Source organism: Pseudonocardia sp. UM4_GMWB1 (assembly GCF_017312155.1).
In the GTDB taxonomy this organism is placed as follows: Bacteria; Actinomycetota; Actinomycetes; order Mycobacteriales; family Pseudonocardiaceae; genus Pseudonocardia; species Pseudonocardia alni.
In genome coordinates this window covers 1,863,333-1,884,695 of sequence record NZ_QJPN01000001.1, presented here as the reverse complement: position 1 = coordinate 1,884,695, position 21,363 = coordinate 1,863,333, and the positions used below count along the sequence as shown (strand labels likewise).

At 69.2% G+C, this 21,363-nt stretch carries 22 protein-coding genes and 1 pseudogene; 9 read left to right on the top strand and 14 right to left on the bottom strand.

Going from position 1 to position 21,363, the window contains the following annotated elements; genetic code table 11:
- Positions 1-155 precede the first annotated feature (155 nt).
- The 7 genes from DMP15_RS09165 to DMP15_RS09135 all read right to left on the bottom strand — a co-directional run bounded on the left by DMP15_RS09165 (position 156) and on the right by DMP15_RS09135 (position 5,706).
- Entirely contained in the window at positions 156-1,022 is an 867-nt protein-coding gene (locus DMP15_RS09165) for a mycofactocin-coupled SDR family oxidoreductase (RefSeq protein ID WP_337825624.1), read from the bottom strand.
- A gap of 45 nt (positions 1,023-1,067) precedes the next feature.
- Positions 1,068-1,508, bottom strand: coding sequence for a VOC family protein (locus tag DMP15_RS09160; protein ID WP_337825623.1), 441 nt, complete (start codon positions 1,506-1,508; stop codon positions 1,068-1,070).
- A gap of 21 nt (positions 1,509-1,529) precedes the next feature.
- The gene (locus DMP15_RS09155; protein ID WP_337825622.1) at positions 1,530-3,035 is read right to left on the bottom strand and encodes a CoA-acylating methylmalonate-semialdehyde dehydrogenase; all 1,506 of its coding nucleotides are present in this window, start codon (positions 3,033-3,035) and stop codon (positions 1,530-1,532) included.
- A 44-nt stretch (positions 3,036-3,079) separates the two neighbouring features.
- Positions 3,080-3,649, bottom strand: a complete 570-nt coding sequence (locus DMP15_RS09150; protein WP_179762088.1) for a cupin domain-containing protein — start codon at positions 3,647-3,649, stop codon at positions 3,080-3,082.
- A gap of 95 nt (positions 3,650-3,744) precedes the next feature.
- On the bottom strand, positions 3,745-4,716 hold the full coding sequence (locus DMP15_RS09145) for an alpha/beta hydrolase (RefSeq protein ID WP_337825621.1): 972 nt from the start codon (positions 4,714-4,716) through the stop codon (positions 3,745-3,747).
- A 52-nt stretch (positions 4,717-4,768) separates the two neighbouring features.
- A complete protein-coding gene (locus DMP15_RS09140; RefSeq protein ID WP_179762087.1) occupies positions 4,769-5,227 on the bottom strand; it encodes a DUF3237 domain-containing protein in 459 nt (152 codons plus the stop codon).
- Positions 5,224-5,706 (bottom strand): nuclear transport factor 2 family protein, encoded by a 483-nt coding sequence (locus DMP15_RS09135; protein WP_179762086.1) that lies wholly within the window; start codon positions 5,704-5,706, stop codon positions 5,224-5,226. Before DMP15_RS09135 ends, DMP15_RS09140 begins: the two co-directional genes overlap by 4 nt.
- 282 nt (positions 5,707-5,988) lie before the next feature.
- On the opposite strand from DMP15_RS09135, the gene DMP15_RS09130 reads away from it, so the two are divergent.
- Positions 5,989-7,035 (top strand): NADP-dependent oxidoreductase, encoded by a 1,047-nt coding sequence (locus DMP15_RS09130; RefSeq protein WP_179762085.1) that lies wholly within the window; start codon positions 5,989-5,991, stop codon positions 7,033-7,035.
- Positions 7,036-7,077: 42 nt separating this feature from the next.
- Here the strand turns inward: DMP15_RS09130 and DMP15_RS09125 are convergent, their stop codons facing one another.
- Positions 7,078-7,890, bottom strand: coding sequence for a helix-turn-helix transcriptional regulator (locus DMP15_RS09125; protein ID WP_337825620.1), 813 nt, complete (start codon positions 7,888-7,890; stop codon positions 7,078-7,080).
- Positions 7,891-8,148: 258 nt separating this feature from the next.
- Here DMP15_RS09125 and DMP15_RS09120 point away from each other — a divergent pair, with 258 nt between their 5' ends.
- Positions 8,149-8,946 carry an IS5/IS1182 family transposase gene (locus DMP15_RS09120; RefSeq protein ID WP_073574106.1) on the top strand — a complete coding sequence of 266 codons (798 nt, stop codon included), beginning with the start codon at positions 8,149-8,151 and terminating at the stop codon, positions 8,944-8,946.
- Here the strand turns inward: DMP15_RS09120 and DMP15_RS09115 are convergent.
- Positions 8,919-10,823 carry an AAA family ATPase gene (locus DMP15_RS09115; RefSeq protein ID WP_337825619.1) on the bottom strand — a complete coding sequence of 635 codons (1,905 nt, stop codon included), beginning with the start codon at positions 10,821-10,823 and terminating at the stop codon, positions 8,919-8,921. The genes DMP15_RS09120 and DMP15_RS09115 overlap by 28 nt on opposite strands.
- Before the next feature lie 122 nt (positions 10,824-10,945).
- Between DMP15_RS09115 and DMP15_RS09110 the strand changes: the two genes are divergently transcribed.
- Together DMP15_RS09110 and DMP15_RS09105 are read left to right on the top strand one after the other, a co-directional pair.
- Positions 10,946-11,896 (top strand): MBL fold metallo-hydrolase, encoded by a 951-nt coding sequence (locus DMP15_RS09110; RefSeq protein WP_337825618.1) that lies wholly within the window; start codon positions 10,946-10,948, stop codon positions 11,894-11,896.
- Positions 11,897-11,937: 41 nt separating this feature from the next.
- On the top strand, positions 11,938-12,438 hold the full coding sequence (locus DMP15_RS09105; protein ID WP_337825617.1) for an SRPBCC family protein: 501 nt from the start codon (positions 11,938-11,940) through the stop codon (positions 12,436-12,438).
- Between the two features lie 34 nt (positions 12,439-12,472).
- On the opposite strand, the gene DMP15_RS09100 is transcribed toward DMP15_RS09105, so the two are convergent.
- On the bottom strand, positions 12,473-13,507 hold the full coding sequence (locus DMP15_RS09100) for an Lrp/AsnC family transcriptional regulator (RefSeq protein WP_337825616.1): 1,035 nt from the start codon (positions 13,505-13,507) through the stop codon (positions 12,473-12,475).
- 163 nt (positions 13,508-13,670) lie between these two features.
- Between DMP15_RS09100 and DMP15_RS09095 the strand changes: the two genes are divergently transcribed.
- The 4 genes and pseudogenes from DMP15_RS09095 to DMP15_RS09080 all read left to right on the top strand — a co-directional run bounded on the left by DMP15_RS09095 (position 13,671) and on the right by DMP15_RS09080 (position 17,721).
- Positions 13,671-15,020, top strand: coding sequence for an MFS transporter (locus DMP15_RS09095; protein ID WP_337825615.1), 1,350 nt, complete (start codon positions 13,671-13,673; stop codon positions 15,018-15,020).
- On the top strand, positions 15,017-16,489 hold the full coding sequence (locus tag DMP15_RS09090) for a M81 family metallopeptidase (protein WP_179762080.1): 1,473 nt from the start codon (positions 15,017-15,019) through the stop codon (positions 16,487-16,489). The genes DMP15_RS09095 and DMP15_RS09090 overlap by 4 nt, the downstream gene beginning before the upstream one ends.
- A gap of 421 nt (positions 16,490-16,910) precedes the next feature.
- Positions 16,911-17,488, top strand: a pseudogene (locus DMP15_RS09085) (isocitrate lyase/PEP mutase family protein); the annotation flags it as partial.
- An 80-nt stretch (positions 17,489-17,568) separates the two neighbouring features.
- Positions 17,569-17,721 carry a hypothetical protein gene (locus DMP15_RS09080; RefSeq protein ID WP_246352713.1) on the top strand — a complete coding sequence of 51 codons (153 nt, stop codon included), beginning with the start codon at positions 17,569-17,571 and terminating at the stop codon, positions 17,719-17,721.
- A gap of 175 nt (positions 17,722-17,896) precedes the next feature.
- On the opposite strand, the gene DMP15_RS09075 is transcribed toward DMP15_RS09080, so the two are convergent.
- The 3 genes from DMP15_RS09075 to DMP15_RS09065 form a co-directional block, all read right to left on the bottom strand.
- A complete protein-coding gene (locus DMP15_RS09075; RefSeq protein ID WP_337825614.1) occupies positions 17,897-18,496 on the bottom strand; it encodes a hypothetical protein in 600 nt (199 codons plus the stop codon).
- Between the two features lie 455 nt (positions 18,497-18,951).
- Positions 18,952-19,539, bottom strand: coding sequence for a DUF3159 domain-containing protein (locus tag DMP15_RS09070; protein WP_179762078.1), 588 nt, complete (start codon positions 19,537-19,539; stop codon positions 18,952-18,954).
- A complete protein-coding gene (locus tag DMP15_RS09065) occupies positions 19,536-19,931 on the bottom strand; it encodes a pyridoxamine 5'-phosphate oxidase family protein (protein ID WP_179762077.1) in 396 nt (131 codons plus the stop codon). Before DMP15_RS09065 ends, DMP15_RS09070 begins: the two co-directional genes overlap by 4 nt.
- Before the next feature lie 68 nt (positions 19,932-19,999).
- Here DMP15_RS09065 and DMP15_RS09060 point away from each other — a divergent pair, with 68 nt between their 5' ends.
- Positions 20,000-20,668: a TetR/AcrR family transcriptional regulator gene (locus tag DMP15_RS09060; protein WP_337825613.1), complete on the top strand. Its 669-nt coding sequence runs from the start codon at positions 20,000-20,002 to the stop codon at positions 20,666-20,668.
- Between the two features lie 276 nt (positions 20,669-20,944).
- Here the strand turns inward: DMP15_RS09060 and DMP15_RS09055 are convergent, their stop codons facing one another.
- Positions 20,945-21,319, bottom strand: coding sequence for a YciI family protein (locus DMP15_RS09055; RefSeq protein ID WP_337825612.1), 375 nt, complete (start codon positions 21,317-21,319; stop codon positions 20,945-20,947).
- Positions 21,320-21,363 lie beyond the last annotated feature (44 nt).

The following is a 21,363-nucleotide window of genomic DNA, read 5'->3' as shown; positions in this document are numbered from 1 at the left end:
TGCGAGAAGATGGCGGAAGAACGTACTCTTCGTTCACGAGCCTGCGCAGCGAAAACGCCCTCTCGTTCGCCGGCACGGTCAAGACCATGACGACCATTTGACTGCGGACGCTCTATGGTCGCGAGTGGGTGCACCGGTGAACACCTGCTCGGACGCTACTGGCTGTCCAACGCGATCTTCGCCATGTTCAGCCCCGGCATGAGCATGTGACCGCCGTCGACCAGCATCTCGAGTCCGGTCGTCCACCGTGATTCATCGGACGCGAGCCACAGCACCGCCTCGCTCATGGCTTGTGTCGGCAGGAGACCCACATCCCGGAGGACCGACCAGTACTTCGCGCCCTGCAGATCCGCCTTGACACCCTGGCCCGGACCCTTTCCTGAGCAGAGATCGTAGCCACCCTGCCAGTCGAGGGCGGGGGTGTCGGTAGGTCCGGGGAGTAACGAGTTGACACGGATACCGAACTGGCCGAACTCGAGCGCCGCGCTCTTCGCCAGGCCGAGTACGCCGTGCTTCGATGCGACGTAATGGACGTAATGCGGCGATCCTTCGACGCCGTTGCCGGACGAGACGACGATTACCGACCCGCCGCCGCGCGACTTCAGGGCGGGAGTCACCGCCTTCAGGGTGCGCCAGACCCCCATGATGTTGACGTTGAGAACGTCCAGGAACTCGTCCTCGGGAACATCGGCGAAAGGGTGCACGGTCCAGATACCAGCATTGGCCACTGCGACATCGAGCCCGCCGAAAACCTGAATGCCCGAAGCCACCAACTCGTCCAGCGCGGCTTGCTCGCGGACGTCGCCCTCGTGCGCAATGATCCGGCGGCCGAGTGCCTCTACCTCTTTGACCGTAATCGCGAGATCACTCGCCGTGCCAACGGGGTACGGCACCCTCCCATCGGCCGGGCAGTCGAACGCCAGGATGTCTGCACCTTCTTGGGCCAGCCGGATCGCGTGTGCCCGACCCTGGCCCCGGGCCGCGCCGGTGACCAGCGCGACCTTACCTTCCATGCGCCCCATTGCGCTCCTCCTTGTGCGTGGTTTCGTTAGCGTTTGAGTCTCGGATCATTCGCTGGGCCTGATCAGCTGGAGCAGAACATCGATCCCGGGAGGCTCGATCCACACGTGTGTCGCGTCTCCCATCAGAATGGGTGCGGCGATCGGGTCCGGCCGACCAGGCCCCCGGATAGCGCATCCGGCGAGTTCAGACCCGTCGGCATGGTGCAGTCGTAGTGCTACGTGGTCGAGTTTTGCCGGTGCGCCGTCGAGGGCCGCATCGAGCGCATCGGCGTCGTGGACGGTGTACAACTCGACCGGTGCCCCCGACACGTCGAGGAACGCCGCGCTGATGCTCATGGCCGGCGCCTCGACCGTTCGAGCGACCTCGACCCGGAACCGATTGGACCAGTGCGCGACGGCAGACTCCAGATCGCGCACAAGTATTCCGACGTGATCGAGTCGAGGGCCGCGGGAAGCGGCAGACGCGGTAGAACTGTTCTCAGGCATGGAAGCTCCTCGATCGCCGCGCTACTGACGTGCCGCCGCGACGAAATGCGGAGCAAGACCCGGAGTAGGCTCCGTCCAGCGCTGGGTGACGACCTTGGACCTCGTGTAGAAGCGGTAGGCGTCGTAGTTGAGGCCGTCGTCACCGAATCGCGAGTCCCCCCAGCCGCCGAAACCGAACCAGGAGGTCGGTACGGGGATAGGGATGTTGACCCCCACGCTTCCGGCCAGCACGCCCCGGCTGAACCGACGTGCGGCCGCACCGCTGCTGGTGAAGATGGCGGCACCGTTTCCGTAGGGATTGTCGTTTACGATCTGCAAGGCGTGCTCCAGATCTCTGGCGCGCAGCACACTCAGTACGGGGCCGAATACCTCGTCGCGGTAGAGGTCGCTCTCGACGCTGACGTGGTCGACGAGACTGGGACCGATAAAGTAGCCAGCTCCGGGAGGAGGCCGCTCGCGGCCGTCGACGACCAGTTGGCCTCCTTGCTCGACGGAGAGTTCCAGTGCGCCACGGACCCGATCGAGAGCATCCTCGGAGATCAGCGGCCCCATGTCGACACTCGCCGCATTCCCCGGGCCCACCCTGAACGCGTTCGCGCGCTCGGCGGTCTTCGTGACCAGAGCCTCTCCCGCCTCGCCGACGGCGACGGCTACTGTCACGGCCATGCACCGCTGACCCGCGGCGCCGTAGGCCGCGGACACCAGCGCATCGGCAGCGGCGTCGAGGTCTGCGTCGGGCATCACCACCATGTGGTTCTTCGCGCCGCCGAGCGCCTGGACCTTCTTGCCAGCCGCAGCCGAGCGCTGGTAGATGATGCGGGCGACGCGGGTGGACCCGACGAACGACACCGCGGCGACATCGCGGTGATCGAGGAGTGCCTCGACCGCTTCCGAGTCACCGTGGACGACGTTAAGCACACCGCCGGGGAGGCCGGCATCGCTCATTAGTTGCGCCAGCCGAACCGACGCCGACGGCACCCGCTCACTCGGCTTGAGGACGAATGCGTTCCCACAGGCGATCGCGGCCGTGAACATCGACACCGCCACCATGACCGGAAAGTTGAACGGCGTGATACCCACACACACACCGAGGGGTTGCCGGAAGGAGTACGTGTCGACGCCGTTCGCCACCTGATCGGCGTACTCGCCCTTGAGCTGCTGCACCACCGAGAGCGACACATCGACAGCTTCGATGGAACGGGCGATCTCTCCGCGGGCATCCGCGATCGTCTTGCCCTGTTCGGCTGTGATGAGCGAAGCTAGTTCGTCTGTGTGCTCGTGCAACAGCGCGCGGAACCGATGGAGTACCGATGCGCGCGCCGGGGCGGGGGTGGCGGCCCAGGCCTCCGCTGCGGTTCGGGCGTCGGCCACAGCTTCCTCGACGGCATCAGCACCGCCCAGTACGACGGTTCTGATCACGCGCCCCGTGGCGGGATCAAGGATGTTTGCGCGCGGCCCGTCCGTCGGGGGGACGGCAGTGCCAGCGATCCAGTGCGTCACGGTGTCGAGGGATACGTCGATGGTCACAGCAACTCCGTTACTCAGCGATGGCCGGATATCCGAGGGACAGGTCAGGCCTCGCCCTCCCGGTCACGCGGGTGCGGCAGGTCCGGGAACATCTCCAATCCGTAGTTGACCTTCAGGTTCTCGACCTCCGTCTCCACCTGCTCGGGCGTCCGGAGCTCCCGGTCGCGGGCCTCGTAGAAGTACTTGTCGATACCGCCGTTGGGCTCGAAACCCTTGCTGTCGGGTCCGGGCACGAACACCACGAGGATCCGGGCCTCTTCACCGACCACCTCGTACGTGTGCCGCTGGTCCTTGCGGCCCCACACGAACTGGCCCTGCTTCGCGCTGTACGAACCGGCCTCGGTGTGGATCTTGATTTCACCGTCCATCACGAAGAACCCCTCCTCTTCGCGGTGGTGGATATGCCACACCGGCTCGGTACCGCGGACCCAGTTGGTCTCGATGATGATCAACTGGCCGTTGGTGGTCTCGCCCGTCGCGTGGATCCAGAAGTCCACGCCCGTCATGAAATCGCCGGTCATCTTGAAGTGGATCTCGTCGCGGTGCGAGACGTAGCTCTCGCCATCGCGAGAGGCAGAAGGCTGGATCTGGTCGACTTCCGCTGCATTGGCCATGTCGGTCCTCGTTCGTCCTTTGTGTTGTGATGTTCTGGGCATCATCGGGATTAAACCCGCGAAAGCGCTGACGCTAAATCCGCTGTGGTTCATAGTCAACGTTGTCCCGCATATTGCGAGTATGGAGAATCTCCCCGGAGCAAGTCCGAGAGCCATCGCGCGAATACGGTGATGGCGTGACCGCCGTCGTCCAGCACCCCCGCCAGCAGCGGGAAGCTGTGCGGCATGCCCTTGTACTCATAATTTAAGACGCCGACCCCCGCCGCCGCGAGCATTGCCGCATACCGGCGAGCATCGTCAGCAACGGGATCAACCTCGGCGCTGATGATGACGGCAGGTGGCGCACCTGCGAGATCTGGCATCAGCAATGGTGAGGCGAAACTTGAACGACGGTCAGCTGGATCCGGGATGTACTGGTCGTATGACCATTCGAGCGCGGCTCGGGTAAGGAAGGGGCCGTCCATGTACCGCTCCACGGAGTCGCTGCTCATGGTGGCATCGAGAGCGGGACACAGTAGGCCCTGTGCCTTGACCGGCGGGCCTTGCGCTCGCGAGGCAAGGGCGACGCCCGCCGCCAGCGCGCCCCCGGAGGAGTCACCGGCGACGGCAATGGAATCGACGTCGATGCCTAATTTATCGGCGTGCTCGCTCACCCATAAGAATGCGTCTCCGGCGTCGTCCTGAGCAGCAGGATAAAGGTTTTCAGGTGCCAGTCGGTACGCGACGGAGACCACGATTAGGTCGCCTTGCACGCAGAGTTCTCGGCAGAGTCGATCGTGGCTGTCCAGACTCCCGCGTACGAACCCCCCGCCGTGTAGATAGACAACACCGGAGCGCAGGCTGGGTCCAGCGACGGGAGGGCGGTAACACCGTGCGGCAAGCGCCCCCTCACGACTCGGGATCGTGAGGTTCTCCACTGTGCAGCGTTCGTCAACGGAGCCCGACAACGCCGTCATGTTCTCGCCGGCCTGCCTGTAGGCGGCGACCGACATCTCCCACGGATGCGGAGTCGGGCGCGCGGATACGGACCGCAACAACTGCTCGACCTGCGCATGCAGCACGCTCATGCGATCGGTCACCCCCGGAACTGGACGGACCCGCCGAAGCGGCCGGCGGGTCTCATGCGTCGACCCGGAAGACCTGGAACTCGACGATCGGCCCGGGCTGGATGCGCCCCTGACCCACGAAGACGGTCTGGTTGACCCAGGAGTACCTGGGGTCGCCGCACTCCAGGCGTGGTGTCGTGACGAAGTAGTGGTCTCCGTAGTCGGTGCCCGTTGCGCCCCCTCCAAGTGCGCCCGCGGCCGCTTCGGTCACCTGGACCAGGCCCTGGTAGCTCATGTAGATGACCGCGCCGTCGTCGGTGTAGAACTGCGCGCGCACATCGAGTCGACCGAAGCCGTCGTCCCCGGCCAGCAGCCAGTCACCGCCACCGGGGGCTGCTGTCCCACTGAATCGCTTGCCCGTGACCTTGCCTCCCGTGACGGCGAGGACCTGACGCAGCCCGTAGGGCCCCGGGCCGACGACCTGGGGCTCGGCGAGCTCTGCGGTGTAACTGAACTCCGGTTCCAACTTCACTGACTGACCTCCACTCCAGCAGCAGCGAGTACCGCAGACATACCCTTGGCAATCTCGTCGTGCCCGAACGCCTCGAGGACGACGTCGGGATTGAAGTACTCGCGGAAAAGGACGATCTTGCCGTCCCGGATCCGCATGTGGGTGCAGTAGGTATTCGCGTAGATCTTTCCCGTCTGCGACACCGTCGCTCTGCCATGCAGCTCGAGGACGAAGAGCTCCGGATCGGTGGTGTCGTGCACCGTCAACGAGTCGATGCGCAAGTCCGGCACCGAATCAAAGAACCAGTCGATAAAATGTCCGATGAGGTGTCGGCCCGGCACGCTCTTGGCTAGCGGCTCGGGCGCGAATGGCATCTCCCACACGCCGTCCTCAGCGAACGTTTCCTTCCAAGCCTCCAAGGCTGGGCCGCGAGGTGGGCCGTCATCGAGAGCCCCCCAGAAGCGCTCGACCGTCGCACGGTTATCCGCCTGTGCGCTCATACACCGCCTCCATTTTCTCGTCGGCTGATGCTCAGCCGGTGTCGGATGACATAGTGCACGAAGCGTTGACCAGAGTCAACGCCCTGTCGACTACATCGCGTCGATCCTCCTCGTCCGAAGGCGCCCGAGGCGCGGGACCAGGTCATTGCGTGTTCCGACAGTGTGTTGACTATCGTCAACGGTGGGTCTAGCCTGCCGACAGGTTTACGGACCCCGTGCTGCGGCGCTCGCACTGCGTGTCCGACCACCTACGTCACTGCTCTCGACCAACGGGGATCGATCATGAACTCACCCATCAACCGGCTCTTCCGTTTGCGCAACAGACCTCGGGGCCGAGTCGGCGAGGGGGATCTCGAGTGGGGCGAGGAGCCCGTTGTAGAGATCGGCGATGGGCAGGCGTTGGTCCGCACACTCTACCTTTCGCTTGATCCCACGAATCGCGTCTGGATGAGTCGGGTACGGTCCTACATTGCGCCGGTCGAGCTCGGTGCGGTCATGCGGGGGCTCGGCGTAGGACAGGTCGTCGAAAGTCGGCGCGCGGATTTGCCTGTCGGCGCGTACGTGCTCGGCTTCACCGGCTGGCAAGAATACTGCGTTGCCGACGATTTCGTTCTCGAGGCTCCTTTCACCGTCCTTCCCGACCCTCTCCCGGCGCCGCTGTCTGCGTTCCTCGGATTGCTTGGACACACCGGCATCTCAGCGTTCATCGGTGTGGAACTGGGCGACCCTCGACCGGGCGAGACATTCGTGGTCTCAGCCGCCGCCGGGGCTGTTGGTTCGATCGCCGGCCAGCTGGCAAAGCAGCGTGGTGCTCGGGTGGTCGGCATAGCCGGCGGCGCCGAGAAGTGCCGCCGCCTCGAGGCGGAGCTCGGCTTCGACGCCTGCGTGGACCGGCATTCAAAGGACTGGCGTAAGGCGCTCGACGACGCGACCCCCCACGGCATCGACGTCGACTTCGAGAATGTGGGAGGCCCGATCATGGATCACGTCCTGGGCCGGCTCAACGTCGGAGCGCGCGTTGCGCTGTGCGGTCTGATCTCCGAGTACGACAACTACAACGACCGCAGCGACCAACTGGGGTTGCGAAACGTGCACCAGCTGCTGATGCAGCGCGCCACTCTGCGAGGGTTCATCGTCACTGACCACGTCGAACGTTACGGTGAGATCATCGGAAAGCTCGCCGCGGCGTTGCAAGAGGGCTCGCTGTCATACGAGGAAACCGTTGTGGACGGCTTGGAGAACGCGCGCACCACTCTCAACCAGGCATTGTCCGGAGAGACGCGGGGGAAGACCGTGGTCAAGGTCGCGGCGCCCTCTATCGTGGAGTGACGCAGCGAGCACGTTCGGCGGCCGGACGACGGGTATCCGCGATCAGGTGCAGCTGATCACCGCCGCGTCGAGGACGTCCCGCAGTTGAGTGCGCGACGTGATCCCGAGCTTGGGAAAGGCGCGATAGAGGTGCGAGCTGACTGTCCGGGGGGAGAGGAACAGGCTCTCGCCGATCTCCCGGTTGGTCCGGCCGAGCGCGGCCAGGCGAACGACCTGTTGCTGTTGCGGGGTGAGTTCACCGAAGGCCGCGGGTTCCGCGGCGGCGATCTGCGCTCCGCTCGCCCGCAGTTCGGCCTCGGCGCGGGTCGCCCACGGTCGGGCTCCCAGTCGACGGAAGACGTTGTGGCACTCGTGCAGGAGTGGACGGGCCTCCGCGATGCGGCGGCGGCGACGTAGCCATTCGGCGAGATCGAGCAGGATCCGCGCATGCTCGAACGGCCGATCAGCGGGCCCGGAAAGCGTCAAGGCGGCGCGGAAGTGCGTCTCCGCGTGGTCCGGGTCGGCGAGCAGCGCCTGGCTGTGGTGGATGAGCACCCGGGCGCGTACGGAGTGGGTCTCCCCGGAGCGGACCGTGCACTCGACGACATCGGCTGCCTGGTGGTGACGTCCGCTGCGCACCGCCGCCGCAGTGAGCTCCGGCAGGGCGGCCACGGAGGCGTGGTAGTGCACCGGTCCGCCGTCGGCCCCGAAGGCGGCACGGAAGCAGGCGTAGGCGTCCTCGTGGTTCCCCGTGACGGCCGCGGAGACCCCCAGTGCCCGGTAGGCGTAGACAGCGACGGACCGGCTCTCGGCAGGATCGATCAGCGACAACGCGCGCGCGGCCAGTTCGTGCGCGTTCGCGGTGTCCCCGCGCACCGCTGTCGCCAGTGCGTCGACGGCGGCTGCGCACCCCGCCGCGTGGTCGAGTCCGTAGGTGTCGGCGACCGCCGCGAGCTCCGTGCAGAAGGCCTGCGCCCGCGCCACCCGGCCGTGCTCCAGGTGGGCCAGTGAGCCTTTGCCAACCTGATGGACGAGCAGGTCAGCTGGCGTGCGGCGTGGCGTGACCTCGAAAGGGTGAAGCTCCTGGTAGGCGGGCGATTGCCTAGATCAATCCGCCTGACCAGGAGCTTCAGAGTGTTGTCTTACCCGTCCGGGATGACCGTGTCCAGCCGCGCGCTCGGCCTGCTCGCCGACGCGCTGCGCGCGCACCGCAACCAGCGGGCTACACGCTGGCGCAAGCTCTCCGCCGGCCGCCAGGCCCTGCTGGTGGTGGCCTATCTGCGCAAGGGCGAGACCTATGCCGACCTGGCCTGCGGGTTCGAGATCGGCACGTCAACGGTCTACCGCTACGTGCGCGAAGCGCTCGCCCTGCTCGCGGCGATGGCCCCGACGCTGGAGCAGGCGATCGAGGTCGCCTCACGCAAGGCGTTCGTGATCGTCGACGGCAGCCTGCTGCGGATCGACCGGGTCGGCATGGCGTCCGGCCGAGACCGCCCCTACTACAGCGGCAAGCACAAGGCCCACGGGCTGAACGTGCAGGTCATCGCCGACCCGGTCGGCAGGCTGGTGTGGATCTCCCCGCCGCTGCCTGGCGCGCGGCACGACATGGGAGCCGCCCGCGACCACGGGATCATCGAGGCGCTGACCGCGCATGAGATCCCCGCGGTCGCCGACACCGCCTACCAAGGCGCCGGTCCGATGGTGGCCGTGCCGCAGCGGCGTCGGCGCATCGACCCGGACACCGGGCGCTACCGGCGCCTGTCGCGCAACCAGAGGGAGGTCAACGCCGCACACGCCCGCCGACGCGGGCCGGGTGAGCGGGTCAACGCCGAGCTGAAGAACTGGAAGGTTCTGCGCAAGATCAGATCCTGCCCGGCCCGGGCCGCCGAGCTCGTCGCCGCAGTTCAGACCCTCATGATCGCCAACGGATGATCAGGTTGGCAAAGGCTCAGTGCCGCAACGCCACCGAGTCCGTCGGGGAGGGGACCCGCGGACGACCAGAGGGCGAACGACGCCTCGAAGGCTCGGACGGCGAGGGCGGTCTCGTCCAGGATCCACGCCGCGATCGCCAGCAGGTGCAGCTGTTCCGGGTGTTGCCGAGCGGCGGTGATCAGCTGGGCCAGCTCCGCCCTCAGCCCGGCGCCCTCGCGTGGATCGGCCACCGCCGTGAGCCAGCGTCCCAGGAACGGGACCGACGTGGCGGACTGCGCGCGCAGGACGTCGGACAGCGCGGCTCCGATCTCCTCGCGTTGCGACTCCGCACCCGAGTAGAAGCGGACCACGGCCGCAGCGGCGAGCGCCTGCAGCGCACCTTCCGGGTGCGCGGTCGTCAACTGCCGCGCTGCGGACATCAGCTGCTGGAACGCGGCTGTCGGGGAACTGGTCAGGGCCATGAGCCGCCCGGTCTGGAGCGCGGCCACGGCCAGCGGCGTCGGCTCGTCGGTCCACGCGCGGGTGCGCGCGGCGAGCCGTTCGACCCAGACGAGCTGCCCTGTCATCACCGCCATGTCCGTCGCCGCGACGATCAGCCGGACGCGATCCGCCCGGTCCGCGCTCAACTCCGCGGCGCGCTCGAGCGCGCGCGCCGCCGCGGCGTACCCGCCGCGGCGCCGTGCCCTCCCGGCGCTGTCCTCCAGCGCGGCGGCCACCTCGGGGTCCGCTCCGGTGGTGGCGGCGGCCAGGTGCCAGGCGCGCCTGTCGGGGTCCTCCGCCAGCGCGGACGCCAGAGCGTGGTGGGCGGCACGCCGCTCGTCGAACGATGCCGCCTGGTAGACCGCCGAGCGGACCAGCGGATGCCGGAAGGAGACACGGCTGCCGGTGCGGTCGATGAGGCCGGCTCCCTCCAGGGCCGTCCACATCGGGTCGACCGGCCCGGGCAACAGGGTCAGGACGGTCTCGGCGGGGTCGTCGGCGGCGAGCGCCAGTACCAGCAGCCACTGCCGAGCGGCCGGCTCCAGCCCGTTCAGCCGCCCGATCCACCGACGCTCCAGTCGGGCCGCGATGGGCAGCGGGTTGCCGCTGGTCCACGGTCCCGCGTCAGAGCCGGCGGTTCTGGCGAGTTCGACGAGAGCCAGCGGGTTGCCTTCGCCCTGATCGAGTACGCGCGTCCGGGTCTCGCCGGCCGGCGGCCGAGGCAGTCGGTCCAGGAGCCGTTCCGCGGCCGGGCGCTCGAGTGGCGCGAGCTCGAGCGTCGTCCAGTGCCCGTCGACGCCGGGGAGAGCGGCCGGCTCCCCGGTGGCTATCGCCATCGACACGGGATCGTCGCCGGTCCGCCGGGCGACGAAGGCGAGCACGTCCAGCGACGCGTGGTCGGCCCACTGGGCGTCGTCGAGCAACACCAGGACCGGCGCCCCGGTGGCCAGGTCGGACAGGAGCGTGAGGACGGCGACCCCGATGAGCATCGGGTCGGGCGGGTCGCCGGGCGTTCCGGAGCCGAAGGCCGCCTGGAGAGCCGTGCGCTGGCGCGCGGGCAGCTCGCTGATCACGCCGGCGACCGGGCGCAGCAGCTGGTGCAGGGTGGCGAAGGGCAGGTCGGCCTCCGCCGGGCTGCCACCCGCGCGCAGCACGCGTCCACCCGATGTCCCCACACGCCGGGCGACCTGGTCCAGGAGCGTGGTCTTGCCGATCCCCGGCGGCCCCGTCAGGACGACGGCTCGCGAGTGGGGGTCGGTGCTCGCCTCGAGAAGTCGACGCAGCTCGGCGGGGTGAGCGGTATCCGCATCGGAGAGGTCGCACGGAGGGCTGTCGGTGCCCACGCCCCGGGCGCGATCGGACATCACTTCTCCAGCATCACGGACCGCCTGCACCATACCCGCGGCACCGCCGCCGAGCTGCCGCAGGGCCGACCGGCCGACTGCAGTCATGTGTCCGATACCGCTTCTACCCCGGCGCGCCGAAGCTGGAGGAGTCTGGAGCCGATCGAAGGAGAGCCATGCCCACCGGATCCGGGTCGTCTCGACCCGACCCCGCCGCGCCGCGCGTCACGACCATCGAGCTCGGTGACGTCCAGGTCACCCGCGTCATGGAGTTCTCCGACACCACGCCCATGACCACCGACGTGTTCTTCCCCAACAGCAAGCCGGAGGAGTGGCAGCGCCATGCGGCCGTCCTGGACCCGCACCACTGGGACGCGAAGACCGACCTGACCCGCGCCGCGACCCAGACCTGGGTGCTGCGCAGCGAGGGCAAGACCATCCTGATCGACACCGGCGCCGGCAACGGCAAGTACCGACCGCTACAGCCGATCTGGTCCTACATGGACACCGACTACCTGGGCAACCTCGCGGCGGCCGGCGTCGGCCCCGAGGACGTCGACATCGTCGTCAACACCCACCTGCACGACGACCACGTCGGCTGGAACACCCGTCTCGAGGGCCGGGACTGGGTGCCCACCTTCCCCAACGCCACCTACCTCATGCCGCAACGCGACTTTGAGTACTGGAAGCCGGAGAACCTGCACAACACCAAGTTCGGCCGGGGCAACCAGAACGTCTACGAGGACAGCATCGACCCGGTGATCGAGGCCGGACTCGTCACGACGTGGGACGAGTCCCACGTCATCGACGCCAACCTCCGCCTGGAGCTCGCGCCGGGCCACACCCCGGGCGCCTCGATCATCCACCTGGAGTCGGCGGGCGAGCGTGCGATCTTCGCGGGCGACCTGCTGCACGGCGCCATCCAGGTCCACGAGCCGCACATCAACAGCTGCTTCGAGGAGGACGAGGACGGCGCCCGCGCGAGCCGGGCACGGATGTTCGCCCATGCCGCCGAGCACCGCGCGCTCGTGCTCCCGGCTCACCTTCCCGGGCACGGCGCGTTCGAGCTGCGGCGCAGGCCGGGCGGCTACGGGGTCGCCGCCTGGGCGCCGTTCTCCCGCACCTGACCGGGCACGCACCGGCCCCGCCACGCAACGAAGGGATCCACGTGACCACCGAGACCACGCCACCGACCCTGGGCGTCTCCGACTACGGCTTCACCCGACGGACCTGGGTGGCTGCCCGACCGGGCGAGGTGTACGACCTGATCAGCACGGTGTCCCACATCAGCCGCTGGAGCCCGAACGCGATCCGGGCCCGGTACGACGAGGGGGCAGGCCTCCGGCCGGGTGCCTGGTTCAGCGGCCGCAACCGCAGGTCGGGCAACGAGTGGGACAGCCGGTCGCGGGTGGAGGTCGCCGAACCCGGCTCCGAGTTCACCTACACCGTGCTCGGCTCCGTTCCCGTCCCGATCGTCCGGTGGCGCTGGACGTTCACCCCCTACGGTTCCGGAACGCACGTGACCCAGACCTGGCGGCTCCTCGCCGCGGACCCCGTTCTCGGCGGCACCTACCGGGACCTGGACGCCCTGCGCGATGCCACGATCGACAGCGTCGAGGCGACCCTCGTGTCGCTGGCGAGCTGGGTCGTCGATCGGGCGGCGGCCTGACCGCGAGCGACCGCCGTCCGCACCGGACGGTTCGCTACCGCGCCGGACGGGCGGGGCCGGGCGGCAGAACCCCGGCGGCCCCCGCGGCCCACGGGTCGACGGGGATCACCCGCACGCTGCGACCCTGCTCGTCGACGATCCGGCCGTGCACCTTCACCTGCTGGAGCACCACCCGGCGGTCCACGACTGCGACGGTCGGGTGCTCCCGCACGATCCGGCCGAGGGTCTCGTCGAGGTGCTCGAGCGAGCGCAGACTGACGACGAGCGCGAGGTTGGCCGGCCCCGGTACGGCCGAGCAGTGCCGCGTCTCCGGCAATGCTCCGAGCGCCCGCCCGACCGCGGCCAGGTCGTTCTCCGGCACGGACAACCACAGGAAGGCCATCGAGACCCAGCCCGTCAGCGGGCGGGCGACGTCGCACCGGAAGGTGATGTCGCCGTGCCGGCAGAGCCGGTCCAGCCGCCGCCGGACGGCCTGCGGGGATGTCCCGAGCTCGTCGGCGAGATCGTTGTAGGCGCGCCGCCCGTCGTGTCCGAGAGCGAGGAAGAGCGCCCGGTCCCCCTGCCCGAACGGGCGGATCTGCGCCGGGGGCGACGCCACCGGCTCGCGCACCTGCTCGGACTGCACGCGGTTGATCACCCCGAGGCGCCACACGACGCCACCGAACAGACCGCTGTAGAGGTACGAGTGCAGCGCGGTCACCTCCTCCGGGATCGGCAGGGAGTGCACGAGGACCTCTGCGATGGACGGCAGCGAGGGCGCCAGCACGAGAGCGAACACCTGGAACCGGCCGGTGGTGATCCCGACGGTGCTCACGTTCGGCTGTTCGGCGAGGGCGAGCGCGACCCGGTGCGCTGCCCCCGGCCGGCACGACAGCTCGATCACCGCGCCGCGCATCTGCCGGTTGGTCAGCGCGACCGTGACCCACGCCGACCCGGCGTCGACGAGTCGCTGCCACCGGCGGGCCAGCGTGATCGGCGCCAGGTCCAGCACGGGCGCGAGGCTCGACCAGCTCATCCTCGGGTTGACCTGCAGCGCATCGACGAGCGCCAGATCCGTCTCGTCCAGCACGTCAACGGCGGGGTGACCCCGACCTCAGGCTGTCGGTATCGAACATTGGAGCGGGCCTCAGGGTCATTTTTCCACCATATCGAGGCGGATACGACGACCTCCTGCAGCGTACCGGCAACGACGGACACCGACGCCGGGCCAGCGTGGCCCCGAGGAGCGTGACATGGCCAGCATCGAGAGCGCCGCACCGCCGACCGCAGCCCTCCCTGCGCTCTACCGCAGGATCGCTTGGCGGATCCTGCCGCTGCTCGTGATCTGCTACCTGTTCGCCTACATCGACCGCGTGAACATCGGCTTCGCGAAACTGCAGATGTCGGAGGACATCGGGATCAGCGAGTCTGTCTACGGGCTCGCGGCCGGGATCTTCTTCCTCGGCTATGTGATCTTCGAGGTGCCCAGCAACCTACTGCTGCGGCGCATCGGCACTCGGAAGACGATCTTCCGGATCATGCTGCTCTGGGGCGTCACGTCGGCGGCGATGCTGTTCGTGCACGACGCCATGAGCTTCTACGTCCTGCGCTTCCTGCTCGGGGTGTTCGAGGCCGGCTTCGCGCCCGGCATCATCTTCTACCTCACCGTCTGGTTCCCGAAGGCCCGGATGGGCGCGGCGATGTCGGTGCTGATGATCCCGGGCCCGCTGGGGTCGATGATCGGCGGCCCGGTCTCCTCCTTCCTGATGACCGGGTTGGACGGGCAGCTCGGCCTCGCGGGGTGGCAGTGGATGTTCCTCGTCGAGGGCCTGCCGTGCGTGCTGCTCGCGTTCGTCGTGTGGAGGTGCCTCCCCGACGGCCCCGACGACGCCCGCTGGCTGTCCGCCGACGAGCGCGCGCTGTTGGCGCAGGACCTGGCGGCCACCACCGAGCGGGGAGAGCACCGATTTCGCAAGGTGCTCACGGACCCGCGCGTCTATGGGCTGGCGATCGGCTACTTCTGCCTGATCAGCGGGCTCTACGGGATCAGCTTCTGGTTGCCGACGATCCTGGCCGACACCGGCGTGGGATCGACGGTGGAGATCGGTCTGTGGTCGGCCGTGCCCTATGTCGCTGCGCTCGTGCTCATGTGGGGTCTGGCCCGGCACTCCGACACCACCGGCGAACGCCGCTGGCACATCGTGATCCCGACGATCGTCGGCGCCGCGGGTCTCGCGGTCGCGGCCTTCACCGCGTCGACGTTCGGGGTGTCGATGATCGCCCTGATCGTGGCGACCGCCAGCATGTGGGCGGCGTACACGGTGTTCTGGTCGGTCCCCGGCTCCTTCCTCCAGGGTGACGCCGCCGCGGGCGGCATCGCCTTCATCAACAGCATCGGGCTGCTGGGCGGATTCGTGAGCCCCACGCTCATCGGCTTCGTCAGGCAGGGCACCGGCAGCGCCGAGATCGGCCTGCTGACCCTGGTCGGCCTGCTCGTGGTCGGCGCGATCTCGCTGGCCGTGACCAGGATCCGGACGGCCGACCCCACGCCCGCTACCACCGGTACGACGGTCGCCGTCGCAGCCGAGGAGGAGGCACGATGAGGATCCTGGTCGCCGGGTTCCAGCACGAGACGAACACGTTCGCACCGGCCCCGGCCACCTACGCGAACTTCGAGAACGGGGAAGGTTTCCCGGCTCTGCGCCGAGGCACGGCGCTCTTCGACCTCGAGCAGGTCAACCTGCCGGCCGGCGGGTTCCTGGCCGAGGCGCGCCGGCGGGGCTGGGCCGTCCTGCCGGTGATCTGGGCGGCGGCCAGTCCGTCCGGCCCGGTCGAGGCCGAGACCTACGAACGCATCGTCGGCGAGATCGTCGACGCAGCCCGGTCCTCCGCGCCCGACGCCGTGTACCTGGACCTGCACGGGGCGATGGTCGCCGAGCACCACGACGACGGCGAGGGCGAGCTGCTCACCAGGGTGCGCGCCGCCGTCGGGCCGAACGTACCGGTCGTGGCCAGCCTCGACCTGCACGCGAACATGTCCGAAGCGATGTTCGCGGTTGCCGACGCCCTCGTCTGCTACCGCACGTACCCGCACGTCGACATGGCCGAGACCGGGGCCCGCGCCGCGGGGCTGCTGGCGAGGCTCGCCGCGGGCGAGCGCCTCGAGCTCGCCTGGCGGCGGATCCCGTTCCTCATCCCGGTCAACTCGGGCTGCACCGACCTGGACCCCGCCCGCTCCGTCTACTCGGGGCTCGACGCCCTCGGCGGGGCGACGGCCTTCCCGTCCTTCGCCGCCGGGTTCCCCGCCGCGGACATCGCGGACTGCGGGCCGTCGGTATGGGCGTACGGGACCGGCGGCGCCGCGGCGGTCGCCGAGGTCGTCGACGAGCTCTACGCGGAGGTCGTCCGGGACGAGTCCCGGTGGGCCGTGTCGCTGCTCGACCCGGTCGAGGCCGTCGACCGCGCGCTCACCACCCCCGGTACCGGACCGGTGGTCATCGCGGACACCCAGGACAACCCGGGAGTGGGCGGCTCCGCCCGCACCACCGGACTGCTGCGGGCGCTGCTCGCCGCGCGCGGCGACGAGCCGAAGGCCATCGGCCTGATCACCGACCCGGCCGCCGTGGCGGCGGCCCTGTCGGCCGGGGTCGGGGCGAGCGTGGACCTGGCACTCGGCGGCGAGGCGGCGGTGCCCGGCGACGAGCCGGTGCGGGGCAGGTTCGTCGTCGAGGCGCGGTCCGATGGCCGCTGCCGGTTTGACGGACCGATGCTACACGGCACCGAGGTGGACCTCGGAGCCTCGGCACGCCTGCGCTCCGGCTCCGTGCTGATCGCCGTGACGACCGGCCGGACACAGGTGTTCGACCGTAACCTCTTCCGGATGGTCGGTATCGAACCCGAGGAGCAGCGAGTGCTCGTGGTGAAGAGCTCCGTGCACTTCCGCGGGGACTTCGGGCCGATAGCCCGGGAGATCCTCGTGGCCCGCTCCCCCGGTCTGATGGCGGCGGATCCCGCCGACCTGACGTGGAAGAAGCTTTCCGGCGCGATTCGGGTGACGCCCGGCGCCGCCTGAGCGTCAGCCCGCTCACCGCGCAGACGCCGACGCGTAGAAGCGTTCGTCGTCCGCGTTGGCCCGCCAACCTGCGATGACCATCGTCGCGACGGCGTCGCCGATGACGTTGTGAGGGAGCGGCCCTCGCTCACGATGCGGTCGGTGCCAGCGATGATCGCGATCGACTCGGCGGAGGAAGAATCCCCGCGCCAAGGGCGGACGGCCTCTCGCCAGCCAGGTGCAACGCCGTGACACCCGGCCATCGCAGGATCGTCTGAACATACGAGGATCGGCGCAAGGAGTTGCGTCAGCTGGATGGTCGCCGGCAGGAATCCTGACCGCGCCGGCGTCCGAGGGCGACGCGGGAGCGTGTCAGGGCAGCGGTGCGACGAGCGCCGCCGCGAAGAGGCCCACGACCAGACCTCTCGACGAGAGGCCCGCCATGACCGGGAACGCCCCCTCGACCTGCGAGCCCGTGACGACAACGTTCGCCCGCCTCCATGACGGGCCAACGCCGCTGCTGCTCCCAACGCATGGGACCTCACCCTCCGCTCTCGCGTTCGTGCGCGCCGGCTACCCGGCCATCGCCACCACCAGCTTCGGCGTCGCCGCGAGCGCCGGTCGGCCCGACGGCGGCCGCACCACCCGCAAGGCCAACCAGACCCTCGCGACAACTCTGCGCCATCTCCCGATCCCGCTGAGCGTGGACATCGAAGACGGCTACGACGACGACCCGGACGCCGTCGCGGACTATGCCGCGACCCTGTCCCACACCGGAGTTGCGGCCATCAACATCGAGGACAGCACCGCCGACATCCTCATCGACCCCGCGCGCCACAGCGCGAAAATCACCGCGATCAAGCAACACTGCCCCGATCTCTGTTCCTCAACGCGAGAGTGGACACCTACTGGCTCGGCCAGGACGCCACACCCGAGCACACACTGACCCGCGCCGAGGCCTACGTCCGTGCCGGCGCCGACGGCGCGTCCCTGCCCGGACTCACCGACCCCGCCGTCGTCCGCGAGGCCCGATCCCTATCCTTACCGGTCAACACCCTCGTCGTCCCAGCCTCACCCTCGCCCAGCTCGCCGACCTCGGTGTGCGGCGCGTCAGCACCGGGTCACTGCCCTACCGAGCGGCCCTCCACGCCGCCCTCGACGTCGCAGCAGCCGTGCGCGACGGCAGCACACCACCGCCCGGGCTCCCCTACCCCGAGCTCCAGGCCGCCCTGGTCGACCAGGCCACGGACTAGCAACGCACAAGATCTCAGCCGACCCGCTCGCGGGTGTGGACTCGTGTCCAATCCGTGCAGGATGACGATCTCCTCGATGCGCCCGGACGCCGCTGGGCCGTGAGGTAGTGAGGCACTCGTGCAGGCGGCTCGGTCGTTAAGCTTCACATGTAGTCGGCACAGGCAAGTTGCCGAACTAGGACCGACGACTGGCACGGACACACGCGGCGCGCCGCGTCGTGACGACAACCCCGACAAGGACCAGGCTCAGAGCCAGGATGTATACCGCGAACGCCCAGTCGGACGGGGCCCAGCTGTCCAGCGTCAGGAGCGTGATCGTGGCTCCGAGGCCGACAAGGACGTAGAACAGCAGGTTCTCCGAGTCCGGGTCGCTCCAGGCCTTCCGGATGGTGGGTAGCGCCGCTGTCGCGTCGGCTCCGACGGCGAATACCACCGCGGTGGCAGCCGCGTCGAAGCCGATCCAGACGACGAGTGCCGCGACGGCGATCACCGCACAGACGATGTCGAAGGGGCCGATCGTCGAACGGGGGTGTCCGGTCACGAGGGCGGAGACGACGACGAGGAGCGGACCGAGTCCTGCGGCCAGAGTGAGCACGGCGGCGAGGCCGACTCCAGCCGAGAGCTGTGCGAAGAAGCCGATCAGCGGTGCGACCGCCCAGAGAACCCACGTCACGAGGTTGGGGCGGGCCGTCCCGGTGAGCGTCGCGATGGCGTAGCGGGTGCTGCCGGCCAGCCCGAGCGCAGCGCTGAGAAAGACCCAGTTCGGATCGAGCATGACCCCTCCATCTCGCGTCCCTCCGGCGGTACCACGTCAGCGTTCGACTGAGCGCCACGGCGGACGTCCGGGCAGAAAGCCCTCGCCCACGCAAGCCGTCGAGGACAGCCCGATACTGCAAGCACCATGCCTGCCGAGGTCCGGTGGGCACCACCTCGAGCGCTGAACCGCGCCCCACACCGCGCGGGGCCCCTCCACACCTGTGCCGTCCCCGTCGTGCTTCCGGCACTCCCCAGGGCGGTCAACCGGCGTCTATCGCCGCACCACGCCGAGCGCCATGACCGCGACCAAACCCGGCTCCGAAGCCGGCACACTCGAACTGCGCGACGGTTCGTCCGGCGAGTCAAGGAGATCCAGGCCCGACCCGCCGAACCTCCGCGCTCCCACAGCAACGGGCCAGCGACGGCACTGTGCCAGTGCCAGACCGCCGATCCCGTCGCCGATCGCCAGCACGATCACGACCGCCACGCCGACCTGCGGCGGCGCTCCGCCGTGCGGATCGCCCACGCCACCACGCCGAGCGCGGCGAGAGTCAACGGCAGACCCATCGCGATCTTCACTGCGGCGAGCTTGCCGATTTCGTGGGCTTCGAGGAGTCCGCGCTGGGCCGTGAAGCGCGCGCCGAACACCGCGGCGCAGACCAGGGTCGCCGTCGTCAGTGCACGGCGGGACGGCCGGTCGCCGCGCCACACCATCGGCTCGCGGCGAGTGACGCTCCAGAACACGCCGACCAGCGGGAACCCGATGATCACGGATCCGAGCAGGACCGCGCCCGCGGCGAGGCTCCACCAGATGTCGGGAAGGAAGATCCCCGCGTCCGACCCGGTCGACCAGGCGATCGCGGCGGTGACGCCGATCCCGACCAGTCCTGAGGCCACGCGCACGACCGACCGACCGGTAAGGCTGGCGAGAAGGGTGAGCAGCAGTGTTGCGGAGACTCCGGCCAGGAGTCCGACGACCAGGCAGGACCAGGCCGTGACCGCGACGAACACTGCGGAGGGCACCGCCGAGGCCGCGAGCTCCTCGACCCGGCCGCGCCTCATGGGGCAGCGTCCAGATCCAGGCGTACCACGACGGCGCGCCCACCTGCGCTGCGCGGCCGCCCGAGCGCGAGCAGCAGCCGGAACCACCGGAAGGACAGTCCGTAACGCGCAGCGAGCAGCGACAGGCCCTCCGTGCGCTCCGCCCCGTCCACTTCCTGAGCGCGGCCACGGCGCCACTCTCCCCGGGCCGTGCCGTCGAAGTCCGACGGGGCGACCTGCACCCGAGGATCCCGCCGGAGCCGTCTCATCTTGTGGGAGCGCTCCGGCGTGAGCAGGTAATGCCGGCCGTCGCTGCCCGCGGCGAGCCAGACCGGAGTCACACGACCACGACCGCCGACACCGAACGTCCGCAGTGCGAAGTAGCGCTCCCCGCCCGTCTCTCGTCGCCTCATGCCGACCTCCCGAAGCTGAGGGTACCGCTGTTATATAATGACGTTACACAACGCGAGGAGTCGATGGGATGAGTCCGCGGTCCACCGATCCCGACGCGCGCGCAGCAATGCTGGCGGGAGCAGCCAGACTGCTGGCAGCTGAGGGTCCGTCCGCCCTGACCACGCGGCGCCTTGCGGCGGCGGCGGGGACTTCCACCATGGCCGTCTACACCCGCTTCGGCAGTCTGCTCGACGTGCATCGCGCCGTCCGGGCGGACGGATTCGCCCGACTCGGGGCTGTGCTGGAGGCGCTACCGGCCACTGACGACCCGGTGGCCGACCTCGTCGCCGCGGCGCTGACCTACCTCGACTTCGCCGTCGGTGAGCCTCACCTCTACCGCACGATGACCATCGACCGGCCACCGCCGAAAGAGCACGACACCGATCCCGACCCCGGGGAGGCCGTCTTCACCCGACTGACCGGACACGTCCGGCGCTGCCTCGACGCGGGCCGCTTCCGTGGCGACTCGACCCTCGTCGGGGTGTGGAGCGCACAGCTGTGGTCCATGCAGCACGGGATGGCCACGCTGGCGCTTGCCGACACCGCGGAGCCCGCTCAGGTCCGTTTCGTGCTCCAGGACATGGCCGAGCGGCTCTGCCTGGGCTACGGGGACGATCCCGTGCGAGCGCACCGCTCGGTCACGTCGGCCACCACCGCCACGTCGGCCACCACCGCGCGGGACCGAGAGGGACCATGAGACGCTGGACCGTCCTCACCGCCGCATCGGTCGCCAGGTACGGCGATACACCAGGGCACGGAGCCCCCACGGATCGACCTCCCGGACGTTCCCGGCGGCTCCTCTACCCGTCTCAGTAGCCCGGAGACCCGTTCGGGGCGACGACTCGGCGTGTACCCAGGGCAGCGGGGGGCGAGGGGGGCACGCACCGGGTCGGCGAGCTAGGCGCGGTCCTGCACACGCGCCCGCCGGACCGTCCTGCGGTCCGGCGGGCGCGTTCTGGTGTCGGGGCGGGGTCTACTCCGGTGCCGACTGCAGAGCGCGAACCTCGACCCGGGACTGCAGAGCGGCCGAGGCCTGCTCGGCCCAGACCAGTGCCGCCTCCTGATCGACCGCCTCGATGATCCAGAAGCCGCCCACGTACTGGTCGGCCTTCACGAAGGGCCCCGGGGTCCGGGTCGTTCCGGTGCTCGTCACCTCGACCGTGACCGCGGTCGACGGCGGCTCCAGACCGCCCGCAGTGACGAATGCGCCGGCCTCGTTCAGGTCGGTGTTGAACTTCTCCACGGCGGTCATGAGCGCTTCCAGCTCGGCCGGGTCCATGTCCTGCATCGACTCCATCGTCGGCTCGTCGGCGGTGTCGTGCGGGAGGGTCAGGAAGTACTGCGTCATGAAATCTGCTCCATCTCCGGTGGTGGACGAACATCTGGCGGGTA

Coding starts and splice junctions, on each gene's coding strand:
- DMP15_RS09090 (WP_179762080.1), top strand. CDS start 15,017: ATGAGGATCCTGGTCGCCGGGTTCCAGCACGAGACGAACACGTTCGCA.
- DMP15_RS09145 (WP_337825621.1), bottom strand. CDS start 4,716: ATGAGCGTGCTGCATGCGCAGGTCGAGCAGTTGTTGCGGTCCGTATCC.
- DMP15_RS09165 (WP_337825624.1), bottom strand. CDS start 1,022: ATGGGGCGCATGGAAGGTAAGGTCGCGCTGGTCACCGGCGCGGCCCGG.
- DMP15_RS09135 (WP_179762086.1), bottom strand. CDS start 5,706: ATGAGCGCACAGGCGGATAACCGTGCGACGGTCGAGCGCTTCTGGGGG.
- DMP15_RS09075 (WP_337825614.1), bottom strand. CDS start 18,496: ATGCTCGATCCGAACTGGGTCTTTCTCAGCGCTGCGCTCGGGCTGGCC.
- DMP15_RS09160 (WP_337825623.1), bottom strand. CDS start 1,508: ATGCCTGAGAACAGTTCTACCGCGTCTGCCGCTTCCCGCGGCCCTCGA.
- DMP15_RS09130 (WP_179762085.1), top strand. CDS start 5,989: ATGAACTCACCCATCAACCGGCTCTTCCGTTTGCGCAACAGACCTCGG.
- DMP15_RS09070 (WP_179762078.1), bottom strand. CDS start 19,539: ATGAGGCGCGGCCGGGTCGAGGAGCTCGCGGCCTCGGCGGTGCCCTCC.
- DMP15_RS09110 (WP_337825618.1), top strand. CDS start 10,946: ATGCCCACCGGATCCGGGTCGTCTCGACCCGACCCCGCCGCGCCGCGC.
- DMP15_RS09095 (WP_337825615.1), top strand. CDS start 13,671: ATGGCCAGCATCGAGAGCGCCGCACCGCCGACCGCAGCCCTCCCTGCG.
- DMP15_RS09060 (WP_337825613.1), top strand. CDS start 20,000: ATGAGTCCGCGGTCCACCGATCCCGACGCGCGCGCAGCAATGCTGGCG.
- DMP15_RS09150 (WP_179762088.1), bottom strand. CDS start 3,649: ATGGCCAATGCAGCGGAAGTCGACCAGATCCAGCCTTCTGCCTCTCGC.
- DMP15_RS09055 (WP_337825612.1), bottom strand. CDS start 21,319: ATGACGCAGTACTTCCTGACCCTCCCGCACGACACCGCCGACGAGCCG.
- DMP15_RS09115 (WP_337825619.1), bottom strand. CDS start 10,823: ATGGTGCAGGCGGTCCGTGATGCTGGAGAAGTGATGTCCGATCGCGCC.
- DMP15_RS09065 (WP_179762077.1), bottom strand. CDS start 19,931: ATGAGGCGACGAGAGACGGGCGGGGAGCGCTACTTCGCACTGCGGACG.